Source organism: Pseudomonas sp. NKUCC02_KPG, assembly GCF_019345465.1.
GTDB lineage: Bacteria > Pseudomonadota > Gammaproteobacteria > Pseudomonadales > Pseudomonadaceae > Aquipseudomonas.
On the sequence record NZ_JAHKRC010000005.1, the window covers coordinates 94,523 to 116,081 of the forward strand.

At 57.9% G+C, this 21,559-nt stretch carries 19 protein-coding genes and 1 pseudogene; 5 read left to right on the forward strand and 15 right to left on the reverse strand.

Going from position 1 to position 21,559, the window contains the following annotated elements:
• Positions 1–61 precede the first annotated feature (61 nt).
• From KO536_RS08310 to KO536_RS08320, 3 genes are all read right to left on the reverse strand, one after another.
• Positions 62–1,168, reverse strand: coding sequence for an NADH:flavin oxidoreductase/NADH oxidase (locus tag KO536_RS08310; RefSeq protein WP_133077770.1), 1,107 nt, complete (start codon positions 1,166–1,168; stop codon positions 62–64).
• Between the two features lie 230 nt (positions 1,169–1,398).
• The gene (gene recJ, locus KO536_RS08315; protein ID WP_133077771.1) at positions 1,399–3,108 is read right to left on the reverse strand and encodes a single-stranded-DNA-specific exonuclease RecJ; all 1,710 of its coding nucleotides are present in this window, start codon (positions 3,106–3,108) and stop codon (positions 1,399–1,401) included.
• A 42-nt stretch (positions 3,109–3,150) separates the two neighbouring features.
• Positions 3,151–3,693 (reverse strand): YaeQ family protein, encoded by a 543-nt coding sequence (locus KO536_RS08320; RefSeq protein WP_019822101.1) that lies wholly within the window; start codon positions 3,691–3,693, stop codon positions 3,151–3,153.
• Positions 3,694–3,828: 135 nt separating this feature from the next.
• On the opposite strand from KO536_RS08320, the gene KO536_RS08325 reads away from it, so the two are divergent.
• Positions 3,829–5,028, forward strand: coding sequence for a CaiB/BaiF CoA-transferase family protein (locus KO536_RS08325; protein WP_133077772.1), 1,200 nt, complete (start codon positions 3,829–3,831; stop codon positions 5,026–5,028).
• 42 nt (positions 5,029–5,070) lie between these two features.
• On the forward strand, positions 5,071–5,883 hold the full coding sequence (locus tag KO536_RS08330; protein ID WP_219261653.1) for a TIGR02285 family protein: 813 nt from the start codon (positions 5,071–5,073) through the stop codon (positions 5,881–5,883).
• 165 nt (positions 5,884–6,048) lie between these two features.
• Here KO536_RS08330 and KO536_RS08335 read toward each other — a convergent pair whose 3' ends face one another.
• The 6 genes from KO536_RS08335 to xerD all read right to left on the reverse strand — a co-directional run bounded on the left by KO536_RS08335 (position 6,049) and on the right by xerD (position 13,478).
• Complete coding sequence (locus KO536_RS08335; protein WP_219261654.1) at positions 6,049–6,465, reverse strand: response regulator; 417 nt, start codon at positions 6,463–6,465, stop codon at positions 6,049–6,051.
• Between the two features lie 136 nt (positions 6,466–6,601).
• On the reverse strand, positions 6,602–8,695 hold the full coding sequence (locus KO536_RS08340) for a transporter substrate-binding domain-containing protein (protein WP_219261655.1): 2,094 nt from the start codon (positions 8,693–8,695) through the stop codon (positions 6,602–6,604).
• A 119-nt stretch (positions 8,696–8,814) separates the two neighbouring features.
• Positions 8,815–10,224, reverse strand: a complete 1,410-nt coding sequence (gene thrC / locus KO536_RS08345) for a threonine synthase (protein ID WP_133077776.1) — start codon at positions 10,222–10,224, stop codon at positions 8,815–8,817.
• 61 nt (positions 10,225–10,285) lie between these two features.
• Positions 10,286–11,590 (reverse strand): homoserine dehydrogenase, encoded by a 1,305-nt coding sequence (locus KO536_RS08350; protein ID WP_133077777.1) that lies wholly within the window; start codon positions 11,588–11,590, stop codon positions 10,286–10,288.
• A gap of 136 nt (positions 11,591–11,726) precedes the next feature.
• Positions 11,727–12,458, reverse strand: a complete 732-nt coding sequence (locus tag KO536_RS08355; RefSeq protein WP_133077778.1) for a thioredoxin fold domain-containing protein — start codon at positions 12,456–12,458, stop codon at positions 11,727–11,729.
• 123 nt (positions 12,459–12,581) lie between these two features.
• On the reverse strand, positions 12,582–13,478 hold the full coding sequence (gene xerD, locus KO536_RS08360; RefSeq protein ID WP_133077779.1) for a site-specific tyrosine recombinase XerD: 897 nt from the start codon (positions 13,476–13,478) through the stop codon (positions 12,582–12,584).
• Between the two features lie 120 nt (positions 13,479–13,598).
• Here xerD and KO536_RS08365 point away from each other — a divergent pair, with 120 nt between their 5' ends.
• Complete coding sequence (locus KO536_RS08365) at positions 13,599–15,398, forward strand: sodium:proton antiporter (RefSeq protein WP_219261656.1); 1,800 nt, start codon at positions 13,599–13,601, stop codon at positions 15,396–15,398.
• 137 nt (positions 15,399–15,535) lie between these two features.
• Here the strand turns inward: KO536_RS08365 and KO536_RS08370 are convergent, their stop codons facing one another.
• The 6 genes from KO536_RS08370 to ffh form a co-directional block, all read right to left on the reverse strand.
• Positions 15,536–15,949 carry an acyl-CoA thioesterase gene (locus KO536_RS08370; RefSeq protein WP_019822086.1) on the reverse strand — a complete coding sequence of 138 codons (414 nt, stop codon included), beginning with the start codon at positions 15,947–15,949 and terminating at the stop codon, positions 15,536–15,538.
• Positions 15,950–16,044: 95 nt separating this feature from the next.
• On the reverse strand, positions 16,045–16,395 hold the full coding sequence (rplS, locus tag KO536_RS08375) for a 50S ribosomal protein L19 (RefSeq protein WP_003440273.1): 351 nt from the start codon (positions 16,393–16,395) through the stop codon (positions 16,045–16,047).
• A gap of 45 nt (positions 16,396–16,440) precedes the next feature.
• On the reverse strand, positions 16,441–17,193 hold the full coding sequence (gene trmD, locus KO536_RS08380) for a tRNA (guanosine(37)-N1)-methyltransferase TrmD (RefSeq protein ID WP_003440270.1): 753 nt from the start codon (positions 17,191–17,193) through the stop codon (positions 16,441–16,443).
• 2 nt (positions 17,194–17,195) lie between these two features.
• Positions 17,196–17,735, reverse strand: a complete 540-nt coding sequence (gene rimM, locus KO536_RS08385; RefSeq protein ID WP_133076263.1) for a ribosome maturation factor RimM — start codon at positions 17,733–17,735, stop codon at positions 17,196–17,198.
• 5 nt (positions 17,736–17,740) lie between these two features.
• The gene (rpsP, locus tag KO536_RS08390) at positions 17,741–17,992 is read right to left on the reverse strand and encodes a 30S ribosomal protein S16 (protein WP_095001251.1); all 252 of its coding nucleotides are present in this window, start codon (positions 17,990–17,992) and stop codon (positions 17,741–17,743) included.
• A gap of 249 nt (positions 17,993–18,241) precedes the next feature.
• Complete coding sequence (ffh, locus tag KO536_RS08395) at positions 18,242–19,618, reverse strand: signal recognition particle protein (RefSeq protein WP_016781914.1); 1,377 nt, start codon at positions 19,616–19,618, stop codon at positions 18,242–18,244.
• 208 nt (positions 19,619–19,826) lie between these two features.
• Between ffh and KO536_RS08400 the strand changes: the two genes are divergently transcribed.
• Both KO536_RS08400 and KO536_RS08405 read left to right on the forward strand, forming a co-directional pair.
• The gene (locus KO536_RS08400) at positions 19,827–20,639 is read left to right on the forward strand and encodes an inner membrane protein YpjD (RefSeq protein ID WP_133076264.1); all 813 of its coding nucleotides are present in this window, start codon (positions 19,827–19,829) and stop codon (positions 20,637–20,639) included.
• A gap of 186 nt (positions 20,640–20,825) precedes the next feature.
• Positions 20,826–21,530, forward strand: a pseudogene (locus KO536_RS08405) (transporter associated domain-containing protein); the annotation flags it as partial.
• Positions 21,531–21,559 lie beyond the last annotated feature (29 nt).

Consider the following 21,559-nt stretch of genomic DNA (forward strand, 5'->3'; position numbering starts at 1 on the left):
GGTTCAAGGGAAGCCACAAAGCCCGCCAAACAGGCGGGCTTGTGGTGGAAACAGACGCGTTTCAGTCACGCAAGTCAGACTCATGAATCGGTTGGTCACGGTGGGTGGCACGCTGGTACTGGGCAGGCCACGTGGCCTTTTTGCCACCCAGGTCATCATCGGCGTGCAACGGCCAATACGGATCACGCAACAGCTCGCGAGCCAGCAGAATCAGATTGGCCTGACCGGTGCGCAGAATATGTTCGGCCTGAGCAGGCTCGGTGATCATCCCCACCGTGCCGGTGGCGATGCAGGCCTCTTTGCGCACGCGCTCGGCAAAACGGGTCTGGTAACCCGGCCCCACCGGAATTTCGGCATTGGCCGCCGTTCCGCCTGAGGAGACGTCGATCAGGTCGACACCCAACGCCTTGAGGCGTCGTGCCAGCTCAACGGTTTCGTCGGGGTTCCAGCCGTCTTCGACCCAGTCGGTGGCCGACACTCGCACAAACAGCGGCAACTCTTGTGGCCACACCCCGCGCACGGCCTCGGTGACTTCCAGCACCAGGCGAATGCGGTTTTCGAAGGAGCCACCGTACTGGTCTCGCCGCTGATTGCTCAGTGGCGAAAGGAATTGATGCAACAGGTAGCCGTGGGCAGCGTGCACCTCAACCACCGAAAAGCCCGCTTCCAGCGCCCGCTTGGCGGCATCGACGAAAGCCTGGATCACATCCTGTATCTGGGCTTCGTCCAATTGTGTCGGCGCGGTGTGTTGCGGATCGAAAGCAATCGGTGAAGGTCCGACGGGCACCCAGCCGCCCTCCTCCACTTTGACGCTGCCATGCTTGCCCAGCCACGGACGATGGGTACTGGCCTTGCGCCCGGCATGGGCCAACTGAATACCGGCCACCGCACCTTGTGCCCGAATAAAGCGGGTGATGCGCTGCAGGGGTTCGATCTGTTCGTCGTTCCACAAGCCAAGGTCCTGGGCGGTGATTCGCCCTTCAGGGCTTACGGCGGTGGCTTCGGTAAAAATCAGTCCGGCGCCGCCTACGGCACGGCTGCCCAGATGGACCAGATGCCAGTCATTGGCCAGTCCGTCGACACTGGAGTACTGGCACATGGGAGAGACCGCAATGCGGTTAAGAAGGGTCAGTTGTCGCAGAGTGTAGGGCTCGAGCAGCAGACTCATGGGTCACCTCTAATTCCAGTGGGTAGGCTCCAAGTACTTCTAGAGACTAGTCGACAACACTGGATGAGGGCGAGTTCAAATCGCACAGGGCAGGAGTAAATTTCCTGTACGAGTAACCCGTTTTTTGTGGGAGCGGGCTTGCTCGCGATACAAGCGCCGCGACCTGTCAGACAACCCGGGGAGATGTTATCGCGAGCAAGCCCGCTCCCACAAAGGGGGGACTGGAGGTATTAACGTGGTTCGATATGGGCAATCATCAGTTGCACGGTTTCGTTGCCGCGAAACTCGTTGAGGTCGAGTTTGTAGGCCAGCTCAACCCAGCGAATGGTCGGGTTCGGCCACACTTCGCGATCGACCCCGAAGGCAATGCCGTCGAGCTTCACACTGCCGCATTCAGTTTTGAGCACCACTTTCAAATGCCGCTCGCCAACGATGCGCTGCTCAACCAACTGGAACACCCCGTGAAACAACGGTTCCGGGAAGTGCTGCCCCCACGGCCCGGCATTGCGCAGGGCCCGCGCCAGCTCCAGGTGAAACTCTTCAACTGCCAGGCTGCCGTCGGACAACATACGCCCGGTGAGGTCCTCTTCACGCAGTTGACGTCGGACTTCGGCATCAAATGCCTGAGAGAACAGCGTGAAGTTGGCCTCGGGCAAGGTCAATCCGGCCGCCATCGCATGGCCGCCGTATTTACTGATCAAGTCCGGATGCTGGGCGGCCACTACGCTGAGTGCGTCGCGGATATGAAAACCCTGAACCGAACGCCCCGACCCCTTGAGCATGCCGTCGCCTGCATCGGCAAAGGCGAAGGTTGGGCGGAAGTAACGCTCCTTGAGGCGCGAAGCCAGAATCCCGATCACCCCCTGGTGCCACTCAGGATCAAACAGACACAGGCCAAACGGCATGCTGTCGATTGTCAGATCCTTGAGTTGGGCCAGCGCTTCACGCTGCATACCCTGCTCGATGGACTTTCGGTCCTGGTTCATCTCGTCCAGTTGCGCGGCCATTTCCCGAGCCGCATTGGCGTCATCGGTCAGCAGGCACTCGATGCCCAGGCTCATGTCGTCCAGTCGCCCGGCGGCGTTCAGGCGCGGCCCCAGGATAAAGCCCAGATCGGTCGAGGTGATTTTTGAGTGATCGCGCTTGGCCACTTCCAAAATGGCCTTCAGCCCCGGACGCGCGCGCCCGGCACGGATTCGCTCAAGCCCTTGATGCACCAGAATCCGGTTGTTGGCATCCAGCGGCACCACGTCCGCCACACTGCCCAATGCCACCAGGTCCAGCAACTCGGCGATGTTCGGCGCCTTGCTGTCCTGGTACCAGCCCAGGCTGTTCAAGCGCGCACGCAAGGCGATCAGTACGTAAAAGATGACCCCGACCCCCGCCAGCGCTTTGCTGGGGAATTCGCAGCCGGGCTGGTTGGGGTTGACGATGGCATCCGCTGCCGGCAGTTCGTTGCCCGGCAAGTGGTGGTCGGTAACCAGCACGCTCAATCCGGCTTTTTTGGCCGCGGCCACGCCTTCAATACTGGAGATCCCGTTGTCGACCGTAATCAGCAACTGCGGGGTACGCGTCAGCGCGACTTCGACGATTTCCGGGGTCAGGCCGTAGCCGTATTCAAAGCGGTTGGGCACCAGATAATCGACATGGGCCGCCCCCAGCAAACGCAAGCCCAGCATGCCCACCGTACTGGCCGTAGCCCCGTCGGCGTCAAAGTCGCCCACGATCAGAATGCGCTGGCGCTGCTCGAGCGCCACCACCAGCAAATCCACGGCCGCATCGATGCCCTTGAGCTGCTGGTACGGGATAAGTCGCGCCAGACTTTTGTCCAGCTCAGCTTGCGACTGCACACCCCGTGCCGCGTAGAGACGCGTCAGCAGGGTTGGCATTTCGCCCAAAAAAGGCAGGGTTTGAGGCAGTGGACGAGGTTCGATGCGCATAAGCGGGTGAAGAGTCTCTTGGTCGTAATAAAGTGGAGTGGCTTAGCCGCGTTCGCCTTGCAGCCACTGCAACTGCACTTCGTGCTGGCCGCGATCGTCGGTCACGAAGATAGTGCCTTCGCTGATCATGACATCCCACTTGATAACCCGTGGCATGTCTTTGGCCAGCACTTCAAGAATCTCTTGCGGGACGGCAGCAATGTTGACGTTTTTCAGGTTTTTGATCGCCGGGATCACCTTGCCTTCCCACACACGCAAGCTGCCATAGGCCAGCAAACTGGTGCGCTCGGTACGGCGCGAGCACCAGGTCAGGCGGTCGGCGTCGGGCTGGCCAACTTCGATCCAGTGCAAAACACGGTCATCCAGGCTTTTTTCCCACAGAGCTGGTTCGTCTACATCAGACAGGCCACGACCAAAAGACAGATGCTCGTTGTACCAAAAGGCGTAGGCAAGAAGGCGCACGGTCATGCGTTCTTCGGTTTCCGAAGGATGACGGGCGATGGTCTGCTTGACGCTTTCATAAACCCCGCGATCGAGATCGGTCAGGTTGAGTTCAAACTTGTAGGTCGTGGACGGCTGTGCCATGAACGGGCTTCTTGATACTGAGAAAGGCGGCAAGTCTAACCGATACGCTGTCATTGAACGAATCGACCCGCTTCTTGCCAGCGACCAGCTATGTTAAAAGGCTGTACTCGCTCGCCCCCAGGACAAGGATTCCACATGCCGCTTGCCACCAAACCCCTATCAGGCCTAAAGGTCGTCGAACTGGGCACTCTGATCGCGGGGCCTTTTGCATCGCGCATTTGCGCTGAGTTTGGCGCACAGGTGATCAAGGTCGAGTCCCCGGATGGTGGCGATCCTCTGCGAAAATGGCGCAAGTTGTACGAAGGCACGTCGCTGTGGTGGTTCGTCCAGGCGCGCAACAAAAAATCCCTGACCCTGAACCTCAAGCATCCCGATGGCCTGGGCATCCTCAAGGCCTTGCTGGCTGACGCCGATATCCTGATCGAAAACTTTCGCCCCGGCGTGCTCGAAAAACTGGGCCTGGGCTGGGATGTGCTGCATGCCCTGAACCCGAAACTGGTGATGGTGCGCCTGTCCGGCTTTGGCCAGACCGGCCCCATGAAAGACCAGCCGGGCTTTGGCGCGGTAGGCGAGTCCATGGGCGGGCTGCGCTACATCACCGGTTTTGAAGACCGCCCTCCGGTGCGAACCGGCATCTCCATTGGCGACTCGATTGCCGCGCTGTGGGGCGTCATTGGCGCCCTGATGGCGTTGCGTCATCGCGAGGTCAACGGCGGGCAAGGCCAGGTGGTGGACGTAGCACTCTACGAGGCCATTTTTGCCATGATGGAGAGCATGGTCCCCGAATTCGATGTGTTCGGTTTTATCCGCGAGCGCACGGGCAACATCATGCCGGGCATTACCCCGTCTTCGATTCATACCAGCCTGGACGGCAAGCACGTACAGATCGGCGCCAACGGCGACGCTATCTTCAAGCGTTTCATGCACATCATTGGCCGTGACGACCTGGCGAATGATCCGGCACTGGCCAGCAACGATGGCCGTGACGCCCGTCGTGATGAGCTGTATGGCGTGATTGACCGCTGGGTCGGCTCGCTGCCGCTTGAGACGGTGCTGGAGCAGTTGAGCACGGCGCAAGTCCCCGCCAGCCGCATTTTTTCAGCAGAAGACATGTTCACTGACCCGCAATTTCTGGCCCGTGAAATGTTTCTGCAAGCCAAGCTGCCTGACGGCAAAGACTTCAAAATGCCCGGTATCGTGCCCAGGCTGTCCGAGACTCCCGGCTCGGCCGACTGGGTCGGGCCTGAGTTGGGCGCCCATAATCATGAGTTGTTGAGCGCGCTGGGCTACGACGCAGCAGCCATCGCCAACCTCAAGCAAGCGGGCGCCATTTAGGCCCGTTGCCACGTTGAGTGGCAACCGAAGGAGATCAGCACGATGACTCATCGCTTGAAGTGGCGAAGCCTTTGGGCAGGCCTGATAACGCCGCTGCTTCTGGTCTGGGCCTCCGGCAGTCAGGCCGAGCCAAAGCTGATCTGGCTGCTGCGCGATCTGCCGCCGCTCACGGTGTTTCACGGGCAGCAAAAAGGTCAGGGGGTCATCGATCAAATGATGCCCGTGCTGATCGAAAGCATGCCGCAGTACCAGCACGTCATCATGCAGGTCAACCGGGCGCGGGCCCTGCAGATGCTGGGTGAACGGGCACTGGCCTGCGATCCGGCCTTGATCTGGAACCCCGCTCGCGCCCAGTCGATTGTCTACTCCGCACCCGTTGCAGTCATGCACAGTAATGGCATGGCCATTCTGAGTGAGAACCGGCACCTGGTCGAACCCTTCATCCAGAACAACAAGGTTGACCTGCCAGGGCTGCTAAAGGCTCAAACCATGAAGCTTGGAGTCATTGCCAAGCGCAGCTACGGCGAGTGGATTGACGCCCAGCTGACCCAGGCCCCTGCCAGCCAGATTGTCATGCATTACGGCAACGATCCGCTGAGCAGCCTGCTGCAAATGCAGCAGGCTGGCCGCATGCCGGCACTGCTGGGGTATTGGCCGGAGATCCAGGCCAAGGCCAACGAACAAGGTTTGCCGCCCGACTCACTGACGTTTTACCCGATTCAGGGCGCACCCGAGTTTCAGTCCATTTACATTGGTTGTTCGGCCACACCTGAAGGTCGCGAGGTCATTCGCAGCGTCAATACCCTGCTCAACACATTGGGGCCAGCCCCCGTGTCGCACCTGGATTCGCAATGACAAAAAAAACAATAAAAAAAACCCGAGCAGTGGGGAAGCTACTCGGGTTTTAACAAGGTCTTGACGACCCGCTCAACAGGCTACAAGCATCGGAGCAATAGACTTGCTCCTGTTGATGGAAAATCTGACACACCAAGCCCGCTGAAAGTTCCCCGATACCAGCAGTTAATTCCCCTTGGCAGCACCAGCGCTTGAGCACGTGCGCTGATATGAGTCCAGCAATTGCCCCAAGCTGCCCAGGGTCAGGGGTTTAGACAAGCAGCCCAACACCCTCAGGCCTTGCTTGCGGGCCAGCTGGGCCGCTCTTTCGATCACAGGGGGCGCCGCCGCACTCAAAATGATCACCGCCCTCGCACTGCGCGCGCAGGCCAGTTCGCTGATCAACTCAAGCCCCGATGTGCCGTCCATGTAGAGATCGCAAATGGCAAGATCGATTGCCCCGCACTTGAGCAGGGACTCCCGGGCCGAGTCCACGCTTTCAGCCGTCAGGACGTCAAAAATCCGAAAAGCGTTCAACATTTGGTGCAACGCCATTAACTGAAACGGGTTGTCTTCAAGAATCAATACTTTCAGAGGCCGCATCTTGAACCTTCAGGGCATAAACCTGCTGTTACAGAGTGTGTGAACTTTAGTAGGCCCAGCAGCCAAGAAACATAGGAAATTTCTGAAAGTTGTGCTGTTTTATACAAAGTTTGTTTTTAACGTTTAAGTGAGCCTGCTAGCTCCACTTCCTGGTCTCGGAGGTATCAAACCACCCGCCTACCAGCCCTTCCAGCCGCCCTGATACGGAGTAAAACGGGACAGTCCACTGGTAGATTTCCATACCTCCCGCTTTAAACTCCACCCACCGTTTTTTGTAGCAAGGCTTACGGCTCTGGATCATGCGCATAAGCTCTTGCTGAAACTGCTCAGCCAGCTCATCAGGAAATAAATTGACGTCCGTGACCTTCAATCCGCATATCTGCTCCAGTTGCACCGACAAGCGCTCTTCATAGCTTTTATTGCAGGCGAGCAACTCACCTTCCAGGCCCACCACGAATATCGGGCTGGGGATGCCATCCAAATAACGTCGATTGAGTTCCAACTCCTCACGCAGGGATTGCTCAAACCGGCGCCTGATCCCTAGCTGCCTGCGCAGAGACCGGTTCCATGAAAACAGCATGAGGCCAGCGGTAAACAACGCTGTAAATGCCCAATACAACCAGACTGAAGGGTAAGACCCCCCCTCGATAACAAGTGGTTGACCAACGCCTCCCAACCATCGGGTTCTCAGCGCTCGAAATTCGGCCACCGGAATGGCCTCAAGCGCCTTGTTCATGATGCCAAGCAGCTCAGGGTATTGGGTCGATACCGAAAAACTGGCAGCGGTCCATCGTCCATCCACACTGCGCCCGACCTTTAGACGCCCCGGCGGATAGAGGTGAGCTTGTGTCTCGCTCTGGATCGTTGCATCCGCATCACCCGTGGCCACTGCGTGGCGTGCCTGGGCGTAGGTATCCACCAGCAGCAAGGTGATTGCGGGGTACTCTCGTCGAATCAAGTCTTCGAGGGCGTGCCTGGCGGGAAGCACCAGCACCTTACCCGCCAACTGGTCCAGCGAACCCAGCCGGGAATCATTGACGCGCACCACAAATACCCAGGGTGCCCCTCCGTAGGAATAGGTGAAGTCCAGAAAAGCGCTACGCTCACGGTTTCGGGAGAGGCTGGAGTTCATTTGCGCCTCGCCACTTTTGAGCATGTCCAGAATGTTCACCGTTGAAAACGCTTCCTTGTGCACAAACTGCAGCCCGGTCATTCGAGATATACGCGCCAGAATGTCAACGCTCAGCCCCACCCAGCGACCGTCTCCAGCCCTGAACGCGTACAACGGAAACTGTTGGGTGGCGAGGGTCACGACCGGATGACGCTTGATCCATTCCTGCTCGTCGGGCAACAGATCGATGGGCTGCTGCCCGCTGCTCCCTTCAAGCCCGGTCGTCCAGCGGGCCAGGACCATCTGCCTCGTTGCGTCATCAATGCTGCCGAATGCCTTTTCAATCAACGCTGCTAGCTGGGGCTCGGAGCGGCGAGTGGCAAAAGCAAACCCGTCAGCCGGCAAAACGCTATCACCCATAATGCGCACCCCTGAGTAAGGCCGAACATTCTTGAATGCCTGCACCATGAGCTCGTTACCGATGAATGCATCGATATCCCCTTCAGCCAGCGCTTCCATGGCACTCTGCAAATGGGGGGTGAGGATGAGCTCGCTGTCGGGGTAAAACCCATGGGCGGTCTGTATATCGACGTAACCATCGACAAAGCCGATCTTTTTACCCGCCCAGCGCGTAATCGGCTCGAAGTCACTGGCACGCACGACGATGACCCCTTGATCAACCATGTAGCTGCGGGAAAAAGCGATGCCTTCAATCCCCCGTTCAAAGCCGCTGGCACTGGTCAGGATGTCGATTTTCCCGGCCAGCAGCTCGGCCACTGCCTGGTCTCGCTTTTTGTAGCCCAAAAGCTCGACAGACACTCCCAGCCTGTCACGAACGAGCCCCAGGTAATCGGCGCTAAGGCCCTGGTAGTAATCGCGATCATTGGTGATATCGACAGGTTCGTAATCGCCGAGGGCGATACCCACACGCAGCGTTGGGTGATCGGCCAGCCATTGCTGTTCAGAGGCATCCAGTTGCAGCGGCTTGAACTCGATAAAGCTTGTTGCAAGCCTGAAGGGCAAACCATGGCTGGCAATGGCCGGCTGCATACAGGTCAGGAGAACCATCGCCAGCAATAGGCGCGCCCCTGATTCAAATGCCTGGTGAAGTGGTGACATGACAGAATCCTTGGCCACAAACCCGCCAACATGCGGGGTCTAAAAGCGGCCAAGGATGCCATGCGCAAACAAAAAAGCCCGTCAGATGACGGGCTTCAAAACGCGTAAGACAAATGCTCTTAAAGAGGCTTGCCTCGATTGCCATGCTGGCTGACAAAGGCTTGAACAGCCTTGAGATCATTTGCCAACACGGTGTAGCGCTCTTCTCGCTCAAAAAGGTCGGAAAGGTGCGACGGCAACTCCTGCGCTTTTCCTATGCCGGCTTTCTCAACCGCTTCCGGGAACTTGACCGGGTGTGCCGTGCCCAGGATAACCATCGGAATATCCAGGCTGCGACGGCATTCGCGAGCTGCACGCACGCCAATGGCAGTGTGCGGATCCAGCACTTCACCGCTCTCGGCAAACACCTGGGCGATGGTTTCGCAGGTCTGCTCATCATCGACTGCCAACGAGTCGAACAGACGGCGCGCCTCGGTCCAGCGATCATCTTCAACGCTGAAGTTGCCGGTTTGCTTGAACGTGTCCATCAGGGCTGCAACCGCCGCGCCATTGCGACCGTGAAGATCGAACAGCAAACGTTCGAAGTTCGAAGACACCATGATGTCCATCGACGGCGACAGGGTCGCGTGCAGGGTGTCCTTGGCGTACTGATTGCCGCTCATGAAGCGATGCAGGATGTCGTTGCGGTTGGTGGCAACGATCAACTGGTTGATCGGCAAGCCCATGTTGCGCGCCAGGTAACCCGCAAAGATGTCGCCAAAGTTGCCGGTAGGCACCGAGAACGACACTGATCGGTGCGGTCCGCCCAGTTGCAGGGCTGCATGGAAGTAGTAAACGATCTGGGCCATGATCCGCGCCCAGTTGATCGAGTTCACCGCGACCAGGCGTGTGCCCTTGAGGAAACCCTGGTCGGCAAAACTGGCCTTGACCATTTCCTGGCAGTCATCGAAGTTGCCTTCGATGGCGATGTTATGAATGTTGTCACCGAACAGCGTAGTCATCTGGCGACGCTGAACTTCCGACACCCGGTTATTGGGGTGCAGGATGAAAATGTCGACATTCTCGCAATGCTTGCAGCCTTCAATGGCAGCCGAGCCGGTATCACCTGAGGTTGCTCCGACAATCACCACGCGCTCGCCACGCTTTGCCAGCACGTAGTCGAGCAAGCGACCGAGCAGTTGCAGGGCGAAATCCTTGAACGCCAGGGTCGGGCCGTGGAATAGCTCAAGTACCCATTCATTGCCATTGAGCTGACGCAGCGGCGCTACCGCTGCGTGGGAAAACGCGCCGTAGGTTTCTTCGAGAATCTTTTTGAAGTCCGCGTCCGGGATACTGCCGGTCACAAACGGGCGCATGACCCGAAACGCCAACTCGTGGTACGGCAAACCGGCCCAGGAAGCGATTTCTTCCTGGGTAAAGCGCGGCAGGTTTTCCGGCACATACAAACCGCCATCGCTGGCCAGCCCGGCCAGCAATACATCTTCAAAATTCAGGGCCGGTGCCTGGCCACGGGTGCTGATATAGCGCATGTTTTTCAAACCTTCGGTTTGAGCGCCAAGCGGCCGGGAACCTGCCGCTTGGCGCTATCAATTAATTGAGATGTTCAACTCGGATACGAACCACTGGCCCCACTACGCCCTGCAACGTTTCAAGCGCCGTGATCGCATCGTTCATGTGCTGCTCGATGACCCGATGGGTCAGCAGAATCATTGGCACCAGACCATCGTGCTCCTCGACCTCTTTTTGCATGATCGACTCGATGTTGATACCGCGCTCGGACAGGATACTGGCCACTTGAGCCAATACGCCCGGATGATCCTTCGCCTGGATACGCAGGTAGTAGGCGCTTTCACACGCATCGATCGGCAGGATCGGGTGATCGGACAACAGGTCTGGCTGGAAGGCCAGGTGCGGCACACGGTTTTCAGGGTCGCTGGTCATGGCGCGAACCACGTCCACCAGGTCGGCAATCACGGACGAAGCCGTTGGCTCCATGCCCGCACCTGCGCCGTAGAACAGGGTCGAACCGGCAGCATCGCCATTGACCATGACGGCGTTCATGACGCCATTGACGTTGGCCAGCAGGCGATCAGCCGGAATCAGCGTTGGGTGAACACGCAGTTCGATACCATTGGCCGTGCTGCGCGCAACACCCAGGTGCTTGATGCGGTAACCCAGGGCTTCAGCGTAATTCACGTCAGCGGTTGTCAGCTTGGTGATGCCTTCGGTGTAGGCCTTGTCGAATTGCAACGGGATACCGAAGGCAATCGACGCCAGAATCGTCAGCTTGTGTGCTGCATCGATCCCTTCAACGTCGAACGTCGGGTCGGCTTCGGCATACCCCAGCGCTTGCGCTTCAGCCAGCACGTCTTCGAACGTACGGCCTTTTTCACGCATCTCGGTGAGGATGAAGTTACCGGTACCGTTGATGATGCCCGCAACCCAGTTGATGCGGTTGGCCGACAGGCCTTCACGAATGGCCTTGATCACCGGGATGCCGCCTGCAACGGCCGCTTCGAACGCAACGATCACGCCCTTTTCCTGGGCCTTGGCGAAGATTTCGTTACCGTGAACGGCAATCAGTGCCTTGTTCGCAGTCACGACATGCTTGCCGTTCTCGATGGCCTTGAGCACCAGCTCACGAGCGATGGTGTAACCACCGATCAGCTCGATGACAATGTCGATTTCAGGGTTGGTCGCAACAGCGAATACATCGTTGGTAATGGGGGTACCGGTAATGTCGCACTGAGGGTTTGGCGTACGCATTGCAATTTGCGCAACCTGGATACCACGCCCGGCACGGCGCGCAATCTCTTCGGCGTTACGCTTTAGTACGTTGAAGGTGCCGCCACCGACGGTCCCGAGCCCACAGATACCTACTTTGACCGGATTCACGCTGAACTCCCCATAAAACGGCCGACTCAAGGTCGGCCGTGGAAAACAACCGTGGATTGCCACGGTTCTCTATTAATAGCCGGGCAGTTGGACTGCCCCGCCATGATCGTCAAAGGCTTACCGTGACGATGCAGGATTATTTAACACTGAGTGCCAGCTTGCCAACCTGTGCAGCAGGCTGATAACCCGGAATTACCTGACCGTCAGCCAAAACAATGGCTGGCGTGCCATTTACACCGATGGACTGGCCCATCGCGAACTGCTTGGCGACCGGGTTGGCGCATTTTGGCGCCTCGACCGTTTTACCGTCAGTCATCTTGTCCATCGCCGACTTTTTGTCCTTGGAGCACCAGACGGCCTGCAGTTGCTGGTCACCTGGAGAACCAAGGCCCTGACGCGGGAATGCAACATAGCGCACTTCGATCCCCATTTTGTTCAGCTCAGGGACTTCGGCGTGCAATTTGTGGCAATACGGGCAAGTGGTGTCGGTAAAGACCGTGATGTGCGACTTGGTTTCACCGATTGCAGGGTAAACGACGGTCTCTGCCACCGGAATGCCATTGATCAATTTGGCGACGCCAACACGCTCTGCCTGCTCGGTCAGATTGACCGGCTTACCGTCCTTGAGCTGGAACATATAGCCTTGAACGATGAACTGTCCATCCGCACTGGCGTACAGAACGCGGCTGCCCTTGAGTTTGACTTCATACAGGCCGGCCATCGGGCTTGCGCTGATGCTCTCGACCGGAACATCCAGCTGTAACGTTTCGAGGCTCTTGCGAATAGCTTGCTCGGCGCCGGTGTCGGCGAACGAAAACGTACTGACCAACGCAATGGCTGCGGCGGCAAAAATCTGGGTCACGCGCATGGGAACTCCTGAAGACGGGCAACGCGGCCAACCCGCAATACCCGTCATGGAACTTCGAGTAGGGGCGGCGCGCTTTCTGAACCGGCAAAGCCTACCACAGATGGCTTGCATGACCGACTACCACTAGCCACGCGGGTGATGGCGGGCGTGGAGGTCCTGCAGGCGGGCACGGGCCACATGGGTGTAGATCTGGGTCGTGGACAGGTCGCTATGCCCCAGCAGCATTTGCACCACACGCAGGTCGGCGCCGTGGTTGAGCAGGTGGGTGGCGAAGGCGTGACGCAAGGTATGAGGCGACAGTGACTTGTCGATCCCCGCGACTTTGGCTTGATGCTTGATGCGGTGCCAGAAGGTCTGGCGAGTCATTTGCTCACCTCGCTGGCTGGGAAACATCACATCACTGGGGCGCCCTGCGAGCAGCTCATGCCTGGCATCGCGCATGTAGCGCTCAACCCAGACGATGGCCTCCTCCCCCATCGGCACCAGGCGCTCCTTGCTGCCCTTGCCCATCACCCGCAACACCCCCTGACGCAGATTGATCTGCTCCAGGGTCAGGCTGATCAACTCTGTCACCCGCAGGCCACAGGCATACAACACTTCGAGCATGGCCCGATCACGCTGACCGATGGCATCACTCAGATCCGGAGCGGCGAGCAGCGCCTCAACGTCGGCCTCTGACAGGGACTTGGGCAACGGCCGGCCTAACTGCGGCATATCGACCTGCAGCGTCGGGTCGACGGCAATCAGCCTTTCTCGCAGCAAGTAACGATAGAACCCCCGCGCGCCTGACAGGAAGCGCGCGGTGGATCGGGGCTTGTAGCCATGCTCCAGTCGCCAGGCCAAGTGATCGAGGATCAATTCGCGCCCGGCATTGATCAACGCAATGTCGCGCTCGCCCAACCAGCCATTGAACAAGGCCAAATCACTGCGATAAGCGCCGCGAGTGTTGTCCGAAAGGCCTTTTTCCAACCACAAGGCATCCAGGAAACGGTCGATAAGTGGATCGTCTATAGCGGGCATTGGCTCTCGAAATGCGCAGGCCAGAGGCTGCGCACAAATAAAAAGTGAAGTGCAAAAGTGGCCGCTAGTCTTTCATAGCCGGCGCACGCCATAAACCCCAAGTTCCTACAGGATCACCTTATGACCGAACAACAGATTTTGCTGTCTTTCGGCGGTATCGGCATCGCAGCCCTGGGCTCCCAGTGGCTGGCCTGGCGACTGAAGTTGCCGGCCATTCTGTTTTTGCTGTTGACCGGGATTTTAGTGGGCCCCGTATTAGGCTGGCTTAACCCTCAAGAGCTGTTCGGCCCCTTGCTGATGCCGCTGGTTTCTCTGGCTGTAGCGTTGATTCTGTTTGAAGGCAGCCTGACCCTTCACCTGTCCGAGTGGCGCGAAATCGGCACAGTGGTGCATCGACTGGTCACGATCGGAGCGCTCTCGACCTGGGCGGTGATCACCCTGGCTACCCATTGGCTGCTGGGCTTTGACTGGCTGCTGGCCTTGCTGTTCGGCACCCTGACGCTGGTCACAGGGCCGACGGTGATTGTGCCGATGCTTCGTGTCGTGCGGCCCAAGGCGTCTATTGCCACTATCCTGCGCTGGGAAGGCATTGTCATCGACCCGATTGGGGCGTTGCTCGCGGTCGTGGTTTACAGCTTCATCATCGCCAGCGCCACGGGCGAAGGCCTGAGCCACAGCCTGCTGACCTTTGCCGGGGTGATTGTCTGCGGCAGCGTGTTCGGCATCGTGGGCGGCTGGATCATGGGGCATATCGTGCGCCGCCAATGGCTGCCCGAGTATCTGCAAAGCCTGGCAACACTGGCGGCGGTGCTGGCTGTGTTTATTGGCGCAAATGAGGCCATGCATGAATCGGGCTTGCTGGCGGTCACGCTGATGGGCATGTGGATGGCCAACATGAAAGGCGTGGATGTACGCAACATCTTGCACTTCAAGGAGAACCTGAGCATTTTCCTGATCTCGGGCCTGTTCATTCTGCTCGCCGCGCGCCTGGACTTGAACGCCATGATCGGCCTCGGGCCGGTGGTGCTGGTGTTGCTGCTGATTATTCAGTTTATTGCTCGTCCACTGAACGTCGTGCTCTCAACGTTTGGCTCAAAACTGAACTGGCGTGAACGCGCTCTACTGGCCTGGATTGCTCCGCGCGGAATTGTCGCGGCTGCCGTTTCAGCGATTTTTGCAATCAGGCTGGACGAAGCTGGTCACGAAGGCGCGTTGCTGCTGGTGCCGCTTACGTTTGCGGTGATCATTGGCACCGTGGTACTGCAAAGCGCCACGGCACGGCCTCTGGCCCGCCTGCTGAAAGTGGCCGAGCCCGCACCCAGCGGCTTTTTGATCGTCGGCGCCAATGGCCCGGCCCGGATCATTGGCAAAGCCCTTCAGCAACTGGGCAGCCGGGTACTGCTGACCGACTCCAACTGGGAAAACATTCGCTCAGCGCGCATGGAAAACCTGCCGACTTACTTTGGCAACCCGGCATCAGAGCACGCCGAATCCCATCTTGACCTGGTGGGCCTGGGGTATTTGCTCGCCCTGTCGCCGTCTGGCGAGCTGAACACCCTGGCAGCGGTTCGTTTTCACCACGAGTTCGGCCCCCAGCGCTTGTTTGCCCTGACCAATGGCCAGGAAAGCCGGCGCACCGACAAACATCGCGCCAGTCACGAGTACCGTGGGCAAGCGCTGGGCAACCCGGCACTGACCTATGGCCAGCTGGCCAGTGAACTGAGTCAGGGTGCCGAGTTGTACAGCACGAACTTGACCGACAACTTCACCTGGGAGGACTACCAGAACCTGCACGGTAAACGCGTCACCTTGCTGTTCGCCCGAGACGGGAATGGCTGGGTCCATGTGGTAACACCCGACAGCGAGCTGAAACCGGGAACCGGGTGGACGTTGCTGGCACTGATCAGGCAGCAGAGCTGAAGCCCCACCTTCCTTGTGGGAGCGGGCTTGCTCGCGATGGCATCCCTGCGGTGTGCCAGCCAGACCGCGGCGCTTGCATCGCAGGCAAGTCAGCTCCCACATGTAATGCGCTGCTCACAAAACTGCGCAATGCCGTTTTACGAGGCAAACCCTGGCAACACCGGCACCGGGCGCTTGTCATCATCGATGGCAACAAAGCTGAACAAACCCTGGATGGCCAATTCGCGGCCATCGCAACTCATGCTTTCGACATACACCTCAACCTCGACCTTGAGGCTGGTGTTGCCGACTTTAACCACTCGCCCCACCAGCTCAACGATGCAACCCGCGGCAATGGGGTGGTTGAAGTCAATGCGATCGGTAGACACCGTCACCAGCGGCAGACGACAAAAACGAGTGGCGGCGATAAACGATACTTCGTCCATCCAGGCCAGCGCAGTGCCGCCAAACAGGGTGTTGTGGTGATTGGTGGTCGATGGGAAAACCGCTTTGGTAATACGGGTAACGGACAATTCAGTACGACGTTGAATCTCTTGCTCACGCAAAGTCATGCTTTTACTACCTACAACTGGACAAAGGTATGACAAATCTCAGGCAACAAAAAAGCAGCCCGAAGGCTGCTTTTTTCTGCATCGGGAAGCTGGACTTAAGCCAGTTTTTCCTTGATGCGAGCTGCTTTACCGGACAGGTCACGCAGGTAGTACAGCTTGGCTTTACGAACGTCACCGCGACGTTTCACTGCCATGCTGTCGATTTGCGGGCTGTAGGTCTGGAAAGTACGCTCTACGCCAACACCGTTGGAGATTTTACGAACAGTGAAAGCACTGTTCACGCCACGGTTACGCTTGGCAATCACTACACCTTCGAAAGCTTGCAGACGCGAACGATCGCCTTCCTTCACTTTCACCTGAACGACAATGGTGTCGCCCGGGGCAAAAGGAGGGATCTCTTTGGTCATCTGCTCTGCTTCGAGTGCAAGGATGATTTTGTTAGTCATGCTGTGCTCCTAAGGTAGATCAACTGATCTACCATCGATACGTTGTTAACTATCGTCCCGCTCGCGGATATATTCCTCGAGCAGCTTCTTCTCTTCTCCAGAAAGCGAGCGGCTTTCCAGAAGATCGGCGCGTCGTTCAAAGGTCCGCCCAAGGGACTGCTGTAAACGCCAACGCCGGATGTGTGCATGATTGCCACTAAGCAATACGTCGGGAACACGCTGATCCGCATACACCTCCGGTCGGGTGTAGTGCGGGCAATCCAGCAAACCATCCGTGAAGGAATCTTCCTCCGCGGAGTCCGCATGCCCTAAAGCTCCAGGCAGCAGTCGTGTAACCGCATCAATCAGAACCATCGCCGGTAGCTCGCCACCAGAGAGTACATAGTCACCAATCGACCACTCTTCATCGACATAAGCGTCTATAAAACGCTCGTCAATGCCTTCATAACGACCTGCAATGAGGATTAATGCTTCCTCATTCGCCAGTTCGCGTACCGCCGACTGATTCAGTTGACGGCCTTGGGGCGACAGGTAAATAACCTTCGCCGCCTCTCCGGCTGCTTCTCTGGCCTGAACCAGTGCATCTTCCAGAGGCTTGATCTTCATCACCATGCCCGGACCACCGCCAAATGGGCGATCGTCCACAGTGTGATGTCGGTCCGTTGTGTAGTCTCGCGGGTTCCAACAAGTCAGCTGCAAGAGCCCTTGTTTCACCGCACGACTAGTGATGCCGTAGTCGCTGATGGCGGAAAACATTTCGGGAAACAAACTGATCACTTCTACGCGCAATTTAGCCACGCTTAGAAGTCCGCATCCCAATCCACCTTCATCTCGCCCGCTACCAGGTCGACGCTCAGCACGCATTGCTCTGTATAGGGCAACAAGCGATCGCGATCATCCAGGCTACCTGGGCAAGGTTTGACTTCCATGACATCGTTCGAGCCAGTTTCCATCAGGTCAACAATCTTGCCGAGCAATTGCCCTTCAAGGTTGGTCACTTTCAGTCCCTGCAGCTGGTACCAGTAGTACTCGCCGTCGGTCAGTTCAGGAAACAGGTTACGCGGCACGCAGATTTCGAATTCACGAAGAAGACCAGCTTCATCACGGTCATCGAGACCCTTGAGCTTCACAACCAGAAACTTGCCGTTATGAGAACGGCCACTGACCAGCTCTGCCTGTCGTACATCATTGCCGCGCCGAAGCGTCAGCTTTTTGTAGTCCAACAGGTTATCAATTGGATCCGTAAAGGAATAAACCTTCACTTCGCCGCGCACGCCGTGAATCGAATAGATTTTGCCGATAACGATCAAATCATCAGCAGTTTCAGGCGTCACGCTCATATTGCTCAGGCCGCAGCCTTAGCGTTTTCTTTAACCAGCTGAGCAACACGCTCAGACAGTTGAGCACCAACGCTCAGCCAGTAGGCGAGGCGGTCTTCTTTAACGGAGAAACGGATTTCCTGACCACGGGCAACCGGGTTGAAGAAACCAATTTGTTCCTTGTGGGAACCGTCACGTGGGTTACGGCTGTCGGTAACGGTCAAGTGGTAAAACGGGCGCTTTTTGGAGCCGCCAAGGGCAAGACGGATTGTTAGCATGTGAACATCGTTCCTGTAGTCGGTGCTGCAAATCTAAAGGCACAGCGGGCATAGGTGCCCGAAAGGCCGCATATTCTAAGGAATATCCGGACTTTTGCAAATGTCTTTTTCTGGCGCCTATCGGCATGCCGTACAGACTTGCAACGAGATCACCATGAATGGTGACAGGTCAGCTCCCGCACAGTGCGGGTTTGCCGGGTGTCTCGCATTGCTGCGAGTTGCCCGCACGCAAGCGTACGGGCGGGTAAATTACATTTTTGGCATGCCGCCGCCGGGCATCATCGAGCCCATGCCGCGCATCATTTTGGCCATCCCACCTTTGGTGGAGAACTTTTTCATCATCTTCTGCATCTGCTTGTGCTGCTTGATCAAGCGACCGATGTCCTGCACCTGAGTGCCGGAACCCATGGCAATACGGCGTTTACGCGAACCGCTGATCAGCTCAGGGTCGCGGCGCTCGGCCGGGGTCATGGAGTTGATGATGGCTTCCATCTGCTTGAACTGCTTTTCAGCTGCGCCCTGGGCATTGCCCATTTGCGCCAGATTGACGCCGCCCATGTTCGGCAGCTTGTCCATGAGACCGCCAAGGCCGCCCATGTTCTTCATCTGTTGCAGTTGGTCGCGGAAGTCTTCGAGGTCGAAGCCTTTACCTTTCTTGAGCTTTTTGGCCAGCTTGTCGGCTTTGTCTTTATCGAGGGTCTGTTCGGCCTGCTCGATCAGGCTGAGCACGTCGCCCATGCCCAGGATGCGCGAAGCGATACGGTCCGGGTGGAAAGGCTCAAGCGCGTCGCTCTTCTCGCCCATACCGATGAACTTGATCGGCTTGCCGGTAATGGCACGCACGGACAGCGCCGCACCGCCACGGGCATCACCGTCGACCTTGGTCAGGATCACGCCGGTCAGCGGCAATGCGTCACCGAAAGCCTTGGCGGTGTTGGCCGCATCCTGGCCGGTCATGGCGTCAACGACAAACAGGGTTTCAGCAGGCTTGACGGCCGCGTGCAGTTCCTGAATCTCAGCCATCATCTCGGCATCGATATGCAGGCGGCCCGCGGTATCGAGGATGACCACGTCGATGAACTTCAGCTTCGCTTCAGCAATGGCTGCGCGAGCGATGTCTACCGGCTTCTGGCTCAAGTCGGACGGGAAGAAGGTCACGCCGACTTCATTGGCCAGGGTTTCGAGCTGCTTGATCGCTGCCGGACGATAAACGTCGGCCGAGACCACCATCACGGTTTTCTTTTTGCGCTCTTTAAGGAAGCGCGCCAGCTTGCCGGCGGTGGTGGTTTTACCCGCACCCTGCAAACCGGCCATCAATACAACGGCTGGCGGCGTGACATTGAGGACCAGATCCTCGTTGGCAGCGCCCATCAGGCTTTCAAGCTCAGCCTGGACGATCTTCACAAACGCCTGGCCAGGCGTCAGGCTGCGGGACACTTCCGTGCCTACAGCGCGCTCTTTGACCGCGTTGACGAAGTCTTTGACGACTGGCAACGCCACGTCGGCTTCCAGCAACGCCATGCGCACTTCACGCAGGGTGTCTTTGATATTGTCCTCGGTCAGCTTGGCCTTGCCGGTGACATGGCGCAGCGTCTGCGAGAGACGATCGGTTAAATTTTCAAACATGCGCGATCCTTTCAGGCCCAAAGTAGACCGGGGTTATTGCGGCCCAGCCCGTGTAAAACTGATGCTCGGCGAGCCTGCGGCGTGGGCAGGTCGCGGATTATAGCGAAGACTGGCCGTGTCCGACACCTTGCCGTCGGCTTATGTGGTCTTTCGTGTACAGGCGGTTGTATGCCAAACTCAGTCCTTTCGGGCTTGCCTAACAGGATTTATGCTCCCCTTGTCACCCAGCTTGCTACCCAGCCTCGCCGCCGCCTGCTTATATGCCGCTGCGACCTTCTATCAAGGCTCTTGCCTGCGCCAAGGCGCAAAGGCGAACAAACGCCTGTTGGTGACGCTTGGCATTCTTGCCGTGCTCGCCCACGCCGCCAGCCTGTTTACCCACCTGATGACGCCTGCCGGCCTTGAACTGGACTTTTTCAGTGCAGCCAGCCTGATTGCCGCGGCCGTGATCACCGTGACCCTGGTTGCCTGCGCACGGATACCGGTCGAGAACCTGCTGCTGCTTTTATATCCGCTGGGCATGCTGACAGTGCTGCTGTCCGAATTCGCGCCGCCCGGCACGGTTCAGGTCATTAATGAAGAGCCCGGCATACTCGCGCATATCCTGCTGTCGATCCTGGCCTATGGCATGTTCACCATCGCGGTGTTCCAGGCATTGCTGCTGTCGCTGCAGAACTATCAGCTCAAGCACAAGCATCCCAAGGGCCTGATCAAGAACTTCCCGCCGCTGCAAACCATGGAAAGCCTGCTGTTCGGCTTCTTGTGGGCCGGCTGGTCACTGCTCTCGATGTCCCTGATTTCCGGCTGGCTGTTTTTGGGCAACCTGTTCGCCCAGCACCTGGTGCACAAAACCTTGCTGGCATGCCTGGCATGGATCGTATTCAGCGTGCTCCTGCTGGGCCGTTATCACCTCGGCTGGCGCGGCCACAAAGCCATCCGCTGGACGTTTGCCGGCTTTTGCCTGTTGATGCTGGCCTACTTTGGCAGCAAGCTGGTTCGTGAATACATTCTGCATATCTGACGGGCGATAATTATGGATAGCTTGCCCCCTGGGCCGATTCTGGCGGTCTCGGCGCTGTTGATCGCAGGAGCCGGGATACTTGTCGGCTATTTTCTGGGCAAGACTGGCGCAGCGGCCAAGCGTGCAGAAGCCCTGCAACCGCGCGAGGAAGCGCCCCAGCAACTGGACGAGCAAAACAACAGTCGCCCGCACCTGCTTTCCGGTATCCATGCGCTGGACAACATCACGGTCAACGACATCCTGATCCCGCGCAGCGAAGTCGAGGGCCTCAATCTGGATGATCCGATCGAAGACCTGATCGAACAACTACGCCAGACCACACGCACGCGCCTGCCGGTGTTTCACAACGACATCAATCAGGTCGAAGCCATCCTCAACACCCGCCACATTCAACACATGCTGCCTGATGCCAGCCTGACCAAAGAGGCATTGCTGGCCGTCTGCCATGAACCTTACTTCATCCCCGAAAGCACCCCGCTGCAACTGCAACTGCTGAACTTCCACAAGCAGCAGCGTCGGCTGGGCGTGGTGGTCGATGAGTACGGCGAAGTGCTGGGCATCGTGACACTTGAAGACATCCTCGAAGAAATCGTGGGCGAGTTCGAAGATGAGCAAAACATCGACAACCCCCATATCGATCCCCTGCCCGACGGACGCTATGTGATTGATGGCGCAGCCTCCATACGCGAGCTGAACAAAGCCCTGGGCTGGCACCTGCCCTGCGACGGCCCCAAAACCCTCAATGGCCTTGTCACCGAAGCGCTGGAAACCATCCCGGAAACCACGGTATGCCTGAAGATCGGCGGCTACCGCCTGGAGATCCTCCAGACCGAAGATAACCGCGTCAGCCGAGTGCTTATCTGGCACAACAGCGTCAAGCCCGCGGCTTAATCGCCGCGTAAGGTCTTGTTACATTTAAA